This is a genomic window from Ostreiculturibacter nitratireducens (genome assembly GCF_032670585.1).
GTDB classification, from domain to species: Bacteria; Pseudomonadota; Alphaproteobacteria; order Rhodobacterales; family Rhodobacteraceae; genus Ostreiculturibacter; species Ostreiculturibacter nitratireducens.
Genome location: NZ_JAVQHL010000002.1, coordinates 499,143 through 513,160 on the forward strand (window position 1 = coordinate 499,143; position 14,018 = coordinate 513,160).

16 protein-coding genes are annotated in these 14,018 nt (G+C 68.2%); 13 read left to right on the forward strand and 3 right to left on the reverse strand.

The genetic code is table 11. From position 1 onward, the window contains the following. The first annotated feature begins 75 nt into the window (after nucleotides 1-75). Entirely contained in the window at nucleotides 76-1,461 is a 1,386-nt protein-coding gene (locus ABCN56_RS09695; RefSeq protein ID WP_343080601.1) for a leucyl aminopeptidase family protein, read from the forward strand. Beyond that, complete coding sequence (locus ABCN56_RS09700) at nucleotides 1,458-2,285, forward strand: C40 family peptidase (RefSeq protein WP_343080602.1); 828 nt, start codon at nucleotides 1,458-1,460, stop codon at nucleotides 2,283-2,285. The genes ABCN56_RS09695 and ABCN56_RS09700 overlap by 4 nt, the downstream gene beginning before the upstream one ends. Here ABCN56_RS09700 and ABCN56_RS09705 read toward each other — a convergent pair. Beyond that, a complete protein-coding gene (locus ABCN56_RS09705) occupies nucleotides 2,282-2,629 on the reverse strand; it encodes a DUF2794 domain-containing protein (protein WP_343080603.1) in 348 nt (115 codons plus the stop codon). The genes ABCN56_RS09700 and ABCN56_RS09705 overlap by 4 nt on opposite strands. Nucleotides 2,630-2,774: 145 nt before the next feature. Here ABCN56_RS09705 and paaI point away from each other — a divergent pair, with 145 nt between their 5' ends. The 3 genes from paaI to ABCN56_RS09720 all read left to right on the forward strand — a co-directional run bounded on the left by paaI (nucleotide 2,775) and on the right by ABCN56_RS09720 (nucleotide 5,192). Continuing rightward, entirely contained in the window at nucleotides 2,775-3,206 is a 432-nt protein-coding gene (paaI, locus tag ABCN56_RS09710; protein WP_343080604.1) for a hydroxyphenylacetyl-CoA thioesterase PaaI, read from the forward strand. Nucleotides 3,207-3,290: 84 nt separating this feature from the next. After that, nucleotides 3,291-4,601 carry a phenylacetate--CoA ligase PaaK gene (paaK, locus tag ABCN56_RS09715; RefSeq protein WP_343080605.1) on the forward strand — a complete coding sequence of 437 codons (1,311 nt, stop codon included), beginning with the start codon at nucleotides 3,291-3,293 and terminating at the stop codon, nucleotides 4,599-4,601. Nucleotides 4,602-4,604: 3 nt separating this feature from the next. Beyond that, nucleotides 4,605-5,192 (forward strand): TetR/AcrR family transcriptional regulator, encoded by a 588-nt coding sequence (locus ABCN56_RS09720; RefSeq protein ID WP_343080606.1) that lies wholly within the window; start codon nucleotides 4,605-4,607, stop codon nucleotides 5,190-5,192. 17 nt (nucleotides 5,193-5,209) lie between these two features. Here ABCN56_RS09720 and ABCN56_RS09725 read toward each other — a convergent pair whose 3' ends face one another. Next, the gene (locus ABCN56_RS09725; protein WP_343080607.1) at nucleotides 5,210-6,880 is read right to left on the reverse strand and encodes a Y-family DNA polymerase; all 1,671 of its coding nucleotides are present in this window, start codon (nucleotides 6,878-6,880) and stop codon (nucleotides 5,210-5,212) included. Nucleotides 6,881-7,043: 163 nt separating this feature from the next. On the opposite strand from ABCN56_RS09725, the gene ABCN56_RS09730 reads away from it, so the two are divergent. After that, nucleotides 7,044-7,478 (forward strand): c-type cytochrome, encoded by a 435-nt coding sequence (locus ABCN56_RS09730; protein WP_343080608.1) that lies wholly within the window; start codon nucleotides 7,044-7,046, stop codon nucleotides 7,476-7,478. A 7-nt stretch (nucleotides 7,479-7,485) separates the two neighbouring features. Here ABCN56_RS09730 and ABCN56_RS09735 read toward each other — a convergent pair whose 3' ends face one another. Then, nucleotides 7,486-7,755 carry an I78 family peptidase inhibitor gene (locus ABCN56_RS09735; RefSeq protein WP_343080609.1) on the reverse strand — a complete coding sequence of 90 codons (270 nt, stop codon included), beginning with the start codon at nucleotides 7,753-7,755 and terminating at the stop codon, nucleotides 7,486-7,488. A gap of 74 nt (nucleotides 7,756-7,829) precedes the next feature. Between ABCN56_RS09735 and ABCN56_RS09740 the strand changes: the two genes are divergently transcribed. The 7 genes from ABCN56_RS09740 (at nucleotide 7,830) to ABCN56_RS09770 (ending at nucleotide 13,943) form a co-directional block, all read left to right on the forward strand. Continuing rightward, nucleotides 7,830-8,957, forward strand: coding sequence for an S-(hydroxymethyl)glutathione dehydrogenase/class III alcohol dehydrogenase (locus tag ABCN56_RS09740; protein ID WP_343080610.1), 1,128 nt, complete (start codon nucleotides 7,830-7,832; stop codon nucleotides 8,955-8,957). A 61-nt stretch (nucleotides 8,958-9,018) separates the two neighbouring features. After that, nucleotides 9,019-9,792: a potassium channel family protein gene (locus tag ABCN56_RS09745; RefSeq protein WP_343080611.1), complete on the forward strand. Its 774-nt coding sequence runs from the start codon at nucleotides 9,019-9,021 to the stop codon at nucleotides 9,790-9,792. Between the two features lie 246 nt (nucleotides 9,793-10,038). Next, on the forward strand, nucleotides 10,039-10,791 hold the full coding sequence (locus ABCN56_RS09750) for an NYN domain-containing protein (protein ID WP_343080612.1): 753 nt from the start codon (nucleotides 10,039-10,041) through the stop codon (nucleotides 10,789-10,791). A gap of 81 nt (nucleotides 10,792-10,872) precedes the next feature. Beyond that, a complete protein-coding gene (gene mbfA / locus ABCN56_RS09755; RefSeq protein ID WP_343080613.1) occupies nucleotides 10,873-11,853 on the forward strand; it encodes an iron exporter MbfA in 981 nt (326 codons plus the stop codon). Between the two features lie 91 nt (nucleotides 11,854-11,944). Beyond that, entirely contained in the window at nucleotides 11,945-12,646 is a 702-nt protein-coding gene (locus ABCN56_RS09760; RefSeq protein ID WP_343080614.1) for a nitroreductase family protein, read from the forward strand. Nucleotides 12,647-12,654: 8 nt separating this feature from the next. Then, the gene (gene fghA, locus ABCN56_RS09765) at nucleotides 12,655-13,485 is read left to right on the forward strand and encodes an S-formylglutathione hydrolase (RefSeq protein WP_343080615.1); all 831 of its coding nucleotides are present in this window, start codon (nucleotides 12,655-12,657) and stop codon (nucleotides 13,483-13,485) included. After that, the gene (locus ABCN56_RS09770; protein ID WP_343080616.1) at nucleotides 13,485-13,943 is read left to right on the forward strand and encodes a YaiI/YqxD family protein; all 459 of its coding nucleotides are present in this window, start codon (nucleotides 13,485-13,487) and stop codon (nucleotides 13,941-13,943) included. The genes fghA and ABCN56_RS09770 overlap by 1 nt, the downstream gene beginning before the upstream one ends. Nucleotides 13,944-14,018: the final 75 nt, after the last annotated feature.

The window sequence follows — 14,018 nt, forward strand, 5'->3', positions numbered from 1 at the left end:
CCGAAGGCGACACGCCGCCCCTTGCGGGCCGCCACCAAGCGGCTAGGCTTGCGGCCTGTTCCCGAGGAGGTTCCGATGCCGCTTGCTTTCGCCGCCGCAGATGCAAAGTCGCTGCCGCTCTACCTCGTGGAGGAGGACAAGGCCGGGGCCTTCGTCGCCAAACGCCGCGCCGCGCAGAAGCCATGGCTTGAGGCGCAGCGGTTCACAGGCGCGCTCGGTCAGCTGTGCGTCCTGCCGGGCGCGGGCGGCCGTCCCGCAGGCGCGGCGTTCGGCCTAGGCACCGCCAAGGCCCGCGCGCGCGGCCGGTTCCACATTGCCCGCGCCGTCGCCGAACTGCCGGAAGGCGCCTGGCATCTGGACGGAAAGCTCACGCGCGCCGAGGCAGAGGAGGCGGCGCTGGGATGGCTTCTCGCCTCCTACCGTTTCACCCGCTACAAGACCGGCTCCGCTCCGAAGGCGCTACTGAAGGCGCCGAAGGGCGTCAACGCGGCCCGGATCGAAGTTGTCGCGAATGCCGAGGCGCTGACCCGCGACCTGATCAACACGCCGGCCTCGGACATGGGCCCCGAAGAGCTGGAGGACGCCTTTCTCGCCCTCGCCGCGCGGCATGGCGCCCGGACCGAGGTGATCCGGGGTGAGGACCTTCTCGCCCGGAACTTCCCGATGATCCATGCCGTCGGCCGCGCCTCGCCGCGCGCCCCGCGCCTTCTCGACCTGCGTTGGGGCGAGGAGGGCCCGACCCTCACGCTCGTCGGCAAGGGTGTCTGCTTCGACACGGGCGGGCTCGACATCAAGCCCTCGTCCTCGATGGGGCTGATGAAGAAGGACATGGGCGGCGCCGCGACCGTGATGGGGCTTGCCCAGATGATCATGGGTCTTGGCCTGAAGCTCCGGCTCCGCGTGCTGGTCCCGGCGGTGGAGAACGCCGTTTCCGGCAATTCCTTCCGTCCGCAGGACATCCTGAAAAGCCGCAAGGGCCTGACGGTCGAGATCAACAACACCGACGCCGAGGGCCGCCTTGTCCTCGCCGACGCTCTGGCGCTCGCGGACGAGGAGAAGCCCGATCTCATCGTCTCGATGGCGACGCTGACGGGGGCCGCGCGCGTGGCGCTGGGGCCCGACGTGCCGCCCTTCTTCACCGATGACGACGGGCTTGCCACCGCGCTCGCCGCATCCTCCGCGCGGGTCGCCGACCCGCTGTGGCGGATGCCGTTCTGGGCGCCCTATGAGCCGATGATCGAACCCGGCATCGCCGATCTCGACAACGCGCCTTCCGGCGGGATGGCCGGGGCGGTGACGGCGGCGCTGTTCCTGCGCCGCTTCGTGACCGAAAGCCCGCGCTACGCGCATTTTGACATCTACGGCTGGCAACCCACCGCCGCGCCGGCCCGGCCAAAAGGCGGCGTTGGGCAGGGCGCGCGGGCGATCCTGGACGCGCTGCCGAAGGTCCTCCGCCCATGACCGACCGCCGCATCACCCCCGCGAACGCCCGCGTCGCGCATGTCTCGCTCAAGGGCCGGGTCGAGGCCGACCGCTTCACGGAGGGCGAGCCGGCCCGGGTCACCAGGCCCGTCGCCAATCTTCTCGCCAGGCCGGACGGAGCCCGCGACCGCCAGATCCTTTACGGTGAAAGCGTCCTCGTCCTCGACCGCCACGAAGGCTACGCCTTCATCCGTGCCGACAAGGATCATTACTGCGGCTACGTGGCGGAAGAAGCGTTGGGCGAGGCGCGCGAGGCGACCCACTGGGTCTCGGCTCCCGCAACGCATCTCTATCCGGACCCGAGCATCAAGTCGCGCGAAGTGGCGGCGCTGTCTCATGGATCGCGCCTGACAATCACGGCCGAATTCCCGAGGTTCTGCGAGACCGCCGACGGACTGTTCGTCCCGCGTCCTCATGTCCGCGCCATCGGCGACTGGACCGACGACCCGGTTGGCGTCGCCGAAAGCCTCCTCGGCACGCCCTACCTCTGGGGTGGCAATTCGCGCAGCGGCCTCGACTGCTCCGGCCTCGTTCAGGCGGCGCTCGTGGCGGCTGGCATCGCATGTCCCGGCGACAGCGACCTCCAGCGCGAAGCTCTGGGTGCCGACCTGCCGCCGGGCGAGCCCTACAGGCGCGGCGATCTCTTCTTCTGGAAGGGCCATGTCGCGATCGCCGTCTCGTCCGACCGGCTCATCCACGCGAACGGTTTGCACATGGCCGTGGGATACGAGGACATCGACGCCTGCATCGCCCGGATCGACGATCAGGGGGAGGGGCCGCTCCTTGCGGTGAAGCGGCTCTAGTCGACCGGGCGGATCAGCTTCCGTTCGAGGACGCGCAGGACCGTGGGCAGGTCGTGGCCGCGTTTCAGTACCTGCCCGTCCATCCCGATCACGGCATACATCCCTTGCCGAGACCTGAGCTTCGGGCGCTTCTCGATCCGGTAGAGCGGGTGTTCCGCCGCGCGGCGGAAGACCGAAAAGACCGCGACCTCGCGCAGGAAGCTCATGGCGTAGTCACGCCATTCGCCTGCCGCGACCATGCGGCCGTAGAGTCCGAGGATGCAGCCGAGCTCCGAGCGGTCGAACGCGACCTGCTCCGGTGGCTGGGAGGGGAAGGGAAAAGGGGTCGGCGTCTGGACCGTCATGGTCAGATGTTACGCCTGTTAGCGCCCAAATCAAGCGTCCTGGCGAGGAGGAGCCGGCCGGGCGTCCGGGAAGGCTCGACTGGTCCGCGCAACACTCTTGACCGCCCGGTCGGCTATGTGCAGCATCCCCGCAGGGAGGACATCAATGACGCCGGACGAGCGCGCGCGGCGAAGCGCCGAAGCGATGTGGGGGAAGGACCGCGCCTCGAAATGGCTGGGGATGAGCCTCGATTCCATCGGTCCGGGCCGCGCGGTCACGTCCTTCACGGTCAAGGACCACCATCTCAACGGCCATGACATCTGCCACGGCGGATACATCTTCACGCTGGCGGATTCCGCCTTCGCCTTCGCCTGCAACAGCTACAACCGCCTGGTCGTCGCGCAGCACAACACGATCAGCTACCTCTCCCCCGGCCGCCCGGGCGAACGCCTGACGGCGACGGCGACCGAAGCCGCGCGGACGGGACGGTCCGGCATCTACGACGTCACCGTGACCGGCGCGGACGGCCGGGTCGTCGCGGTCTTCCGTGGTGCCTCGCGCGAGATCGAGGGCCGCCATTTCGAGGAGGAGGGATGACGCGGGCGCGCATCCGCGACGACCTCTGCATCTCCCTCGGCCGCTCTGGCCCGAGCGCGTAAACCCCTGACAGGGAGGACATCCATGAAAGACCTCACCCCGCGCCGCTCCGACCTCGACCCGATCGAGATCGCCAGCCGCGACGAGATCGAGGCGCTGCAACTCTCGCGCCTCAAGTGGTCGCTGCGTCACGCCTATTACAACGTCCCCTTTTATCGCCAAGGCTTCGACGCCGCCGGCGTCCATCCCGACGACCTGAAGGATCTGAAGGACCTCGCGCGCTTTCCCTTCACCACGAAGGCGGACCTGCGGGCCAACTACCCGTTCGGCATGTTCGCCGTTCCACGTGACAAGATCGTCCGTATCCATGCCTCCTCTGGCACCACGGGAAAGCCGACCGTCGTTGGCTATACGGAGCGAGATATCGACACGTGGGCCAGTTGCGTCGCCCGCTCCATGCGCGCCTCGGGCACGCGCCCCGGCGACGTCGTCCACGTGGCTTATGGATATGGCCTGTTCACCGGCGGCCTCGGCGCGCATTACGGAGCGGAGAAACTGGGCTGCACCGTCGTCCCCGTTTCGGGCGGCATGACACCCCGGCAGGTGACGCTGATCGAGGACTTCGGAGCCTCGACCATCATGGTCACGCCCTCCTACATGCTCTCGATCCTCGACGAGTACCGCGCGCAGGGGAAGGACCCGCGCGAAAGCCCGCTCCAGGTCGGCATCTTCGGCGCGGAGCCCTGGACCAACGCCATGCGGGCCGAGATCGAGGCGGCCTTCGACATGCACGCGGTCGATATTTACGGCCTGTCGGAGGTGATCGGCCCGGGCGTCGCCAACGAATGCGTGGAGACCAAGGATGGCCTGCACATCTGGGAAGATCACTTCTTCCCCGAGATCGTGAACCCCGAGACCGGCGAACCCGTCGCGGACGGCGAGCGGGGCGAACTGGTCTTTACCTCCCTCACGAAGGAGGCCTTCCCGATCATCCGTTACCGCACGCGCGACCTGACCCGCCTGCTGCCGGGCACCGCGCGGTCGATGCGGCGGATGGAGAAGATCACGGGGCGCTCCGACGACATGATCATCCTCCGGGGCGTGAACCTCTTCCCCACCCAGATCGAGGAGCATCTTCTGAAGGTCCGGGGCCTCGCGCCGCATTTCCAGATCGAGCTCGCCCGCGAGGGCCGGATGGACACGATGACCGTTCATGTCGAGGCCGCCGAAGGCTTTTCCGACCCCGGAACCCGCGCCCATGCCGGTGCCACGCTGCAGAAGGCGATCAAGGACGCCATCGGGGTCACCGTGGCCATCAATATCGCCGACCCGGGCGGCGTCGCCCGCAGCCAGGGCAAGGCCGTGCGGATCATAGACAACCGCCCGAAGGGCTGAGCGATGCCACGGGGCCTCGCCCGCGACCACGCGGACAAGCGCGCCCATATCCGCGAGCGCGCCGCCGCCTACTTCGCCGAGCGCGGCTTTGACCGAGCCTCGATGGCAGGGGCCGCGCGCGCCTGCGGCGTGTCGAAGGCGCTTCTGTATCACTACCACGCCTCGAAGGAGGCGCTGCTTCACGACATTCTCGAAACGCACCTCTCGGACCTCGTCGCGATTGTGGAGTCCGTCGGCGAGGCCGAACCGGAACCCCGGCTCCGCAGGCTGATCGCGGCGATCCTCGACGCCTACCGGGACGCCGACGCGGAACACAAGCTCCAGCTCGACGCGCTTGCGACGCTGCCGCCAGAGCTCCGCCAGCCACTCGTGACGCTTCAGCGCCGCCTCGTCGCGATCGTGGCGGACGCCCTTTCCGCACACCGTCCGGACCTTGGCGATGACCGCATCCGTGCCCTCGCCATGTCGGTCTTCGGCATGCTCAACTGGTTCTTCCTCTGGCATCGGCCTGACCGTGACATGGCACGCGAAAGCTATGCCGGCCTTGTCGCGGACCTCGTCCTCGGAGGGCTGCCCGCGGTCCGTTCCTGAGGCCGCGCCGCCCGGCCTCAGCCGAAGACCCCCTGGCAGAACCAGCCCCCGCTCATCGCCCCGCCGTGAGCGTAGTAAAGCCAGAGCCGTTCGCCCCCCTCGGTTTCCACCCGCCAGTAGTCGCGCGGCCCGGATCGCCAGTCGGGCTCGTCCAGCCACCATTCGGGCGCGATCCGCTCCGGCCCCGTCGCCCGCGCCGTCACGAAATCGCGCCGCCGCCAGCGGAAGCTCGCGGGGGGCGTGGCCACCTCCGGCGCGGCCACGGGTTCCGGGCGGAAGAGGAGCAGGGGTCGCGGCGCCGCGCGCGGGGGCCAGGCCCCGGCGGGCTCCGACCAGGCGGCGGCAAGGACCTGCGCGGATTTCTCGGGGATGTGGCTTTCCGCAGGCAGAAGTCTCGTGATCGCCTCCATGCCGATCCGCGCGCCGAGGCGTCCGATCAGGTCGTCGAGCGCGGTTTCCGCATCCTTCCGCCGCGCCCCTTCCTGCCGCGCGATCGCCGCCTCGGCCGCGTCGAGATGACCGCGATGCTGGCGCGCATGCACGGGTTCGGTCACATGCGCCTCGAGCCGCAGCGCGTCGATGCCGAAGCCCGGCTCGATCTCGGCGAGCTTCAGCATCAGGAGGCCCCGGATCCGGTCGGGCTCCGCCGAGGGCCGGGCGAGGCCAAGCTCTATCTCCTGCATCGTGTGGTCTGCGCGGAAGGCCTGAAGCCGCACCCGCCGCGCCCCGCGTCCCTTGGCGCTGAGCCGCTCCGACAGCGCGGGCAGAAGCCGGTCGATCCCGGCCATGATGTCGTCAGGCAGTCCGATCGGGTCCGGGAAGGAAAGCCGCACCGCGAAGTGATGCTCTGGCCGCGCGGGCGAGACGGGCTCGGGCTCCACCCCGAAGGCCTGGTCGAGCCGGCGCACCAGCCCCGCGCCGAAGCGCCGGGCAAGTGCCGCGCGCGGCATCCCCGCGATGTCCCCCACCTGCCGGAGCCCCAGCCGCGACAGCGCCGCAACCGTGTCCTTGTCGATCCTGAGCGCGGCGAGCGGCAGGGGTGCGAGCGCCTGCCGGATCTGCCCCGGCGCCGCGATCCGTCCGACCGGCGCGGGCGGGGCGGCCAGGGTCGGCGCCGCCCCGCCCCGCGTCCAGTGGCGCTTCACGGCCCGGCTCCGCGTGGCTCGCGCCTCCTGGTCGATCGCGTCGCCCGAGCGCGCCGCCTCGCCTCCCTTTCCGGCGAAGCGGGCAAGCGCCCACGCCCCGCCCACCGTGTCCGCGATCCCGGTCTGAACCGTCAGCCCCAGGCCCGTGCAATCCTCGGCCACCGCCGCCAGCACGCCCTCTTCGCCACCGTACAGATGCGCCGAGCCCGTCAGGTCGATCACCAGGGAGGCGGGCGGTTCCTCCGCCACCCAGGGCGAAAACTTCCCCGCCCAGCGCCGGAGCACCGACAGGAACGCCGCCTCCGCCTGCGGGTTCCTGAGCCGCGTGGTGAGATCCGGGCACATCGCCCGCGCGTCGCGGAGGGGCTGGCCCATGCGCAGACCCTCGGCCTCCGCCTCGGCGTTGAGGGAGGACAGGACCTGCGCGTTCCCGACCTCGGTGATGACGGCGAAAGGGGCGGGCGGAAGGCCGCGCATGCCGCGCAGAAGCCGTTCCGCGCCAAGGCGGGGGAACCACAGCGAAAGGATGCGTCGGGCGGGCATGGCAGCAGGGGCGGCAACTGTGTTCTTGCTTTGTTCACGCTACCCGCCCGCGCGTCCAGAGTCGAGTCCCGGCCGATGACGCATTCTTGACTGCACGCGCCTCGGGCGTGGCTATAGTCGTTCTTCGGAGAATCCGGACAGTGACCACGATTGGAGTTCAGAAGTGATCAAGCCGACGAGAACGATCGCCCTCATCCTCGCGCTTTCCGCAGGCGTCGCGATCGCCAAGGAAGAAGCCCAGAACCCGGCCGTGAAGGCCCGCCAGAACGCGATGGAGACGATCGCGGCAAACGTGAAGGTGCTGGGCGACATGGCCGGCGGAAAGGCCGAGTTCGACGAGGCGAAGGCCGCCGAGGCCGCCGCGGTCGTCGCCGCGACTGCGCTTACCGTGCCCGGCCTCTTCGAGGCGGAGGAGGACGACCCGGCCTCCGAGGCGCTGCCGGACATCTGGATGGATTTCGCCGACTTCACGACAAAGTCCGACGCCGTCGTCGCCGCGGCGCAGGCCATCGACACCTCGTCCGTCTCGGGCCTCCAGGCCGGCATGGGCGCGCTGGGTGGCGCCTGCAAGTCCTGCCACACAGCCTACCGGATGTGACGTCGGATCAGCCGCAATAGACCTGGATGATCCGGCCTGTCCTGCCGATCTCGATGTTCAGCCGCTCCTGGCGGTAGTCCATCGTGATCGCGGTGCCCGGCCGGATCAGCCGGACCGGGCCGGCGAAGACCATGCCCTCCAGCGCCCACTCAGGCCGGCCGACGAGATACTGCAGATCGCCGGCCTCGCAGACCCTTGGCGAGACCGGCACGGGCTCCTCGACGCAGGCCGAGAGCGCCGAGACGACTGCGCAAATCGAGAACAATCTCACCCACATTGCTTACCCCTCCTTGCATTGGCTGAGGCTTTCGCTAAGGCTCTTGCCCGCCAAGATACAGGGAGGACCCCAAGATGAGAACCCGCGCCGCCGTTGCAGTTGCCGCCGGAAAACCCTTGGAAATCATGGACGTGAACCTTGAAGGCCCGAAGGCGGGCGAGGTTCTCGTCGAAATCAAGGCCACCGGCATCTGCCACACCGACGAATTCACCCTGTCCGGCGCGGACCCGGAAGGCATCTTCCCGGCGATCCTCGGACACGAGGGCGCGGGCATCGTGGTGGACGTGGGGCCGGGCGTGACCTCGGTGAAGAAGGGCGACCACGTGATCCCGCTCTACACGCCGGAATGTCGCGCCTGCCCCTCCTGCCTTTCGCAGAAGACGAACCTCTGCACAGCGATCCGCTCGACCCAGGGCCAGGGCCTGATGCCCGACGGGACCTCGCGCTTCTCGACGCTCGATGGCGACCCGATCCTGCACTACATGGGCTGCTCGACCTTCTCGAACTACACGGTCCTGCCGGAGATCGCGGTCGCGAAGATCCGTGAGGACGCGCCCTTCGACAAGGTCTGCTACATCGGCTGCGGCGTGACGACGGGCATCGGCGCGGTCATCAACACCGCGAAGGTCGAGATCGGCGCCAAGGCCGTGGTCTTCGGCCTCGGCGGCATCGGCCTGAACGTGATCCAGGGCCTGCGCCTCGCGGGTGCCGACATGATCATCGGCGTCGACCTCAACCCGGCGAAGAAGGAGATGGCCGAGCGCTTCGGCATGACGCACTTCGTCAACCCGAAGGATGTCGACAACGTCGTTGCCGAGATCGTCAACATGACGAAGACGCCCTTCGACCAGATCGGCGGGGCCGACTATTCGTTCGACTGCACGGGCAACGTGAAGGTGATGCGCGACGCGCTGGAATGCACCCACCGCGGCTGGGGCCAGTCGATCATCATCGGCGTCGCGCCCGCCGGCGCCGAGATCCAGACGCGTCCGTTCCAGCTGGTCACGGGCCGGGTCTGGAAAGGCACGGCCTTCGGTGGCGCGCGCGGCCGGACCGACGTTCCGAAGATCGTCGACTGGTACATGGACGGGAAGATCGAGATCGACCCGATGATCACGCACACGCTGACGCTGGACGAGATCAACAAGGGCTTTGACCTGATGCACGCGGGCGAGTCGATCCGTTCGGTCGTGGTATACTGAATCAGTCGCGCGCCCCGGCCGTCAGGCGGACCGGGGCGCGCGCCGGAGAAGAAGGCGGGCGATGGCGGGCGGCAGGCTCAAGACGCTGCATGAACTCTACGAAGGCAATACTGCCCGGGCACACAGCTTCCGCTACGGGCTTCTCGTCTTTGACTTCGTCACCATCCTCTTCGTAATCGGCACTTCCTTCACCAGGCACGGCCCGGTGATCGAGGCCATCGACGCCATATTCGGCGTATTCATCCTCGTGGATTTCGGCGCCCGCGTCGCGATCGCGCAGCGGCGGCTGCGCTTCCTGATCCTGCCGGTCACGCTTGCCGACATGGTGGCGATCGTGTCGTTCCTTGCGCCGCTCGCCGGCGAGGGGCTTGGTTTCCTGCGCATCCTGAGGACGCTGAGGCTTCTGCACACCTACCAGCTTCTGAACCGGCTGCGCTCCGACTTCTCGTTCTTCCGCCGCAACGAAGACGTGGTGATCGCCTCGATCAACCTTATCGTCTTCCTGTTCGTCATGACGGGTCTCGTCTACGCGACGCAATACACCACGAACCCTCAGATCAAGAACTACGCCGACGCGCTCTATTTCACCGTGACCGCGCTCACGACGACCGGGTTCGGGGATATCACCCTGACCGGGACGACGGGGCGGATGATCTCGGTCCTCGTGATGATCTTCGGCGTGACGCTGTTCCTCAGGCTCGCGCAGGTTCTCTTCCGCCCGCCCAAGGTGCGCCAGCCCTGCGAACACTGCGGCCTCGTGCTGCACGACCCGGACGCGGTCCACTGCAAGCACTGTGGCGCGCTCATCCGGATCGAGACGGAAGGGGCTGGCTGATCCCGGCGCGGCAATCCGCCCAGCGGTCCGTGCTCGTCCCGAGAGCCGCCGGTTAAGCGGCCTGTCGCAGCAGGAAGCGCTCGCGGCCGCCTGCCTGCCCATCCGGTCCGCGTGTGGACCCGTCCGCCCGCGGCGACCCATCTCGCCTTCGCCGCTTTACTCCCGCGCCTTCCGCCCCCATCTATTGTTCAACCCAATTCAGGGCGCGCCCCAAGGCGGCGCCCCAAGAAGAAAGACAAGACAGACATGCCGAATGGCACGACCCCCCTTCTCGCCGTCCTCATAGACGCAGACAATACCTCCGCCCAATGGGCCGAAGCCGTGTTCGAGGAGATCGCCTCGCTCGGCGAGGCCTCGGTGCGCCGGATCTATGGCGACTTCACCAACCCGCACCTGAAAAGCTGGCAGACGAAGATGGCGCCCCTGGCGCTCGTTCCGCATCACCAGCCGGCGAACACGATCGGCAAGAACTCCTCCGACATCGCGCTGGTCATCGACGCCATGGACATCCTCCATGCCGGCCGTTTCGACGGCTTCGTGCTGGTGTCCTCTGACAGCGACTTCACCCGGCTCGCCTCGCGCATCCGCGAACAGGGTCTCGACGTCTATGGCATCGGCCAGAAGAAGACGCCCGAAGCCTTCCGCAAGGCCTGCAAGCGCTTCATCTACATCGAGAACCTGATGGCGGCGCCGGAGTCCGCCGAGGTGGCCGAAGCCGCCGGTGCGGAGCCCAAGGGCCGCGACCGGGCCGAGGCCACCGGGCGCAAGGAGCCTGCCAAGAACGCGATCCCGCTGATCGCGGCCGCCATGCGGGCGATCGGCGGCGACGAGGACTGGTACTCCCTGGGGCAGATCGGCCAGTACATCACCCAGGCCAACCCCGATTTCGACACCCGCACCTATGGCAGTTCGAAACTCAGCGACCTGATGCGGAAGACCGGCCGGTTCGAGGTGAAGCAGGGCCAGGGCAACCACCTCGTGGTGCGCGACCTGGCCTGACGGGCGACGCGCGGGTCCGCGCGCTCTTGCCGTGACCGATCCTGGGCAATAGCGTGGGGGCGTTCTCAGAGGACCCAGAGCATGATACCCGGAATTGCGTCTTCCCGTCGCCGTTTCTCCGACCTTTCAGAACAGGAAATCCTCGCGCTCGCGATCTCGTCCGAGGAGGACGACGCGCGCATCTACCGCAGCTACGCCGAACGGCTGCGTTCGGATTTCCCCGCCTCGGCCCAGATCTTCGAGGCGATGGCGAAGGAGGAGGACGAACACCGCCGCCGCCTGATCGAGGCGCATCGCGAACGCTTCGGCGAGGTGATCCCCCTCATCCGCCGCGAACACGTCGCCGGATACTACGCCCGCCGCCCGGTCTGGCTGGTGGAGAACCTCGGGCTCGACCGTATCCGGGGCGAGGCCGAGGCCATGGAGCGCGAAGCGGAGGCGTTCTACCGCAAGGCCGCGGCGCGGACGACAGATGCCGGGACGCGGAAACTTCTTGGCGATCTCGCCGCCGCCGAGGCGAAGCACGAGGCGAAGGCCGTGGGCCTGGCCGAGGAACACCTCGGCGCCGACGAAAAGAGCGACGAGGACCGCGCCGCGCATCGCCAGTTCGTGCTGACCTGGGTGCAGCCCGGACTTGCCGGGCTCATGGATGGCTCGGTGTCGACCCTCGCGCCGATCTTCGCGACGGCCTTCGCCACGCAGAACACCCATACGACGTTCCTCGTCGGCCTCGCCGCATCCGTCGGCGCCGGCATCTCGATGGGCTTCACCGAGGCGGCCTCCGATGACGGCCAGCTTTCGGGACGCGGTTCGCCGGTCAAGCGGGGCATTGCGGCGGGCGTCATGACTGCGGTCGGCGGTCTCGGCCACGCGCTCCCCTACCTTATCCCGCATTTCTGGACCGCCACGATCACCGCGATGATCGTCGTCTTCGTGGAACTCTGGGCGATCGCCTGGATCCAGAACCGCTACATGGAAACGCCGTTCCTGCGCGCGACCTTCCAGGTCGTCCTGGGCGGTGCGCTCGTCTTCGGTGCGGGCGCGCTGATCGGCGGGGGATAGAAACCCGGGTCCGCGCGGCGCAGAGGGCGGCTGGCCATCGGTCGGGCGTGGCTGATAGTCTTGCGCCCGGTCGGCGAATCCGGGGGGAACCATGTATTTCAGCGACAAGGTCGAATACGAAGCCCTGCCTCTTCCCGACCGGCGTGACCTGACCGACGAGGAGATGGCGGCGGCCTCGCGGGACTTCCTCGCCCTGATGCGCAAGCGCCATTCCGTGCGCGACTTCGACTCGCGCCCGGTGCCCGAATCCGTGATCGCGGACTGCATCCGCACGGCGGGTTCCGCGCCTTCCGGCGCGAACCACCAGCCGTGGTTCTTCGCCGCGATCTCCGACCCCGCGCTCAAGGCGCGCATCCGCGACGCCGCCGAGGCGGAAGAGGAGAAGTTCTACGCCGGCGGCGCGGGCGAGGAATGGCTGAAGGCGCTCGAACCCATCGGCACGGGCGTTTCCAAGCCCCACCTGACGATCGCCCCCTGGCTCATCGTGATCTTCGCCCAGCGCTACGGGATGACCAGGGATGGCAAGCGCTACAAGAACTACTACGTTCCCGAAAGCGTCGGCATCGCCACCGGCTTTCTCATCGCCGCGCTGCACAACGCGGGCCTTTCCTGTCTGACGCACACGCCCAACCCGATGGGCTTCCTGAACGAGGCCTGCGCGCGGCCGGACCACGAAAAACCGGTGATGATCCTTGCCGTCGGCCATCCGGCGGAAAATGCGACCGTTCCGGCGGTTGCAAAGATCAAGAAACCCTTGGAAGAGATCATGGCGGTCTTCCGCGCCGAAACCTGAGGAGCCTCATGCGAACGATTTCCGAAAACCGCTGCTTCGGCGGCATCCAGGGCGTCTATGCCCATGCTTCCGACGCCTGCCAGTGCGAGATGACCTTCGGCCTCTTCCTGCCCGCCGAGGCCCAGGACGGACCCGTGCCGCTTCTGTGGTATCTCTCCGGCCTCACCTGCACGCATGAAAACGCGATGGTGAAGGCGGGGGCGCAGCAATTCGCCGCCGAACACGGAATCGCTCTGGTCTTTCCCGACACGTCGCCCCGCGGCGAGGGCGTGGCGAACGACGAGGCCTATGACCTCGGCCAGGGCGCGGGCTTTTACGTCAACGCGACCGAGACCCCCTGGGCCCCGCATTTCCGGATGTGGGACTACATCGCGGACGAGCTGCCGCGCATCCTCACCGCGAATTTCGAGGTAGAGGAAGATCGCCAGGCCATCACCGGTCATTCCATGGGCGGACACGGCGCGCTCACGCTCGCCATGCGCCATCCGGGCCGCTTCCGCTCCGTCTCGGCCTTCGCGCCGATCGCCAACCCGTCGCAGTCGGATTGGGGCCGCAAACAGCTCTCCGCATACCTCGGGGCCGACGAATCGCTCTGGCTTCCGCACGATTCCACGCATCTGATGCTCGAAACCGGCTTCGACGGCGAAATCCTGATCGACCAGGGAACGAAGGACCAGTTCCTCGAACTGCTGAAACCCGAATCGCTTGCTTCCGCGATGGCCGCGCGCCGTCAGCCCGGCGCGATCCGGTTCCAGGAGGGCTACGACCATTCCTATTTCTTCGTCGCCTCCTTCATGGAAGAGCACGTGGCCTTCCACGCCGAGGCGCTCTGGTCCTGATGGCGCTCTACGTCGACGCCGATGCCTGCCCCGTCAAGGACGAGGCGACCCGAGTCGCCGAACGGCTCGGCGTCCGGACCTTCCTCGTGTGCAACGGGGGGCTCCGCCCCTCGTCGCATCCGCTGGTCGAAACCGTCTTCGTCCCCGAAGGACCGGACATCGCCGACAAATGGATCGCCGAGCGCGCGGGGCCGGGCGACGTGGTCGTGACGGGGGACATCCCGCTCGCCGCGAAATGCGTGGCTGCGGGTGCCCGCGTGCTGAAGCACAACGGCGAGGCGTTGACGCCCGCCAACATCGGCATGGCGCTCGCGACGCGCGACCTGATGGCCGACCTCCGGTCCGCCGATCCCTTCCGGCCGGGCGGCGGCAAGGGCTTCGGCAAGGCCGACCGTTCCCGCTTCCTCGACGCGCTCGACCGGATGCTCCGCGCCGCCGCGCGGGACGCGGCATCCTGACGGCGGCTTCGCTATTGCACTCCCCGGCCGCGCGGGGCTCTATGCGGTCTCGGCGGCAAGGCACGGAATCCGGAG

Excerpts from the sequence above, each read along its gene's own strand:
- ABCN56_RS09720 (WP_343080606.1), top strand. The coding sequence starts at position 4,605 with ATGCCACGGGGCCTCGCCCGCGACCACGCGGACAAGCGCGCCCATATC.
- ABCN56_RS09700 (WP_343080602.1), top strand. The coding sequence starts at position 1,458 with ATGACCGACCGCCGCATCACCCCCGCGAACGCCCGCGTCGCGCATGTC.
- fghA (WP_343080615.1), top strand. The coding sequence starts at position 12,655 with ATGCGAACGATTTCCGAAAACCGCTGCTTCGGCGGCATCCAGGGCGTC.
- ABCN56_RS09725 (WP_343080607.1), bottom strand. The coding sequence starts at position 6,880 with ATGCCCGCCCGACGCATCCTTTCGCTGTGGTTCCCCCGCCTTGGCGCG.
- paaK (WP_343080605.1), top strand. The coding sequence starts at position 3,291 with ATGAAAGACCTCACCCCGCGCCGCTCCGACCTCGACCCGATCGAGATC.
- ABCN56_RS09740 (WP_343080610.1), top strand. The coding sequence starts at position 7,830 with ATGAGAACCCGCGCCGCCGTTGCAGTTGCCGCCGGAAAACCCTTGGAA.
- ABCN56_RS09770 (WP_343080616.1), top strand. The coding sequence starts at position 13,485 with ATGGCGCTCTACGTCGACGCCGATGCCTGCCCCGTCAAGGACGAGGCG.
- ABCN56_RS09695 (WP_343080601.1), top strand. The coding sequence starts at position 76 with ATGCCGCTTGCTTTCGCCGCCGCAGATGCAAAGTCGCTGCCGCTCTAC.
- paaI (WP_343080604.1), top strand. The coding sequence starts at position 2,775 with ATGACGCCGGACGAGCGCGCGCGGCGAAGCGCCGAAGCGATGTGGGGG.
- ABCN56_RS09705 (WP_343080603.1), bottom strand. The coding sequence starts at position 2,629 with ATGACGGTCCAGACGCCGACCCCTTTTCCCTTCCCCTCCCAGCCACCG.
- ABCN56_RS09735 (WP_343080609.1), bottom strand. The coding sequence starts at position 7,755 with ATGTGGGTGAGATTGTTCTCGATTTGCGCAGTCGTCTCGGCGCTCTCG.
- mbfA (WP_343080613.1), top strand. The coding sequence starts at position 10,873 with ATGATACCCGGAATTGCGTCTTCCCGTCGCCGTTTCTCCGACCTTTCA.
- ABCN56_RS09760 (WP_343080614.1), top strand. The coding sequence starts at position 11,945 with ATGTATTTCAGCGACAAGGTCGAATACGAAGCCCTGCCTCTTCCCGAC.
- ABCN56_RS09745 (WP_343080611.1), top strand. The coding sequence starts at position 9,019 with ATGGCGGGCGGCAGGCTCAAGACGCTGCATGAACTCTACGAAGGCAAT.
- ABCN56_RS09750 (WP_343080612.1), top strand. The coding sequence starts at position 10,039 with ATGCCGAATGGCACGACCCCCCTTCTCGCCGTCCTCATAGACGCAGAC.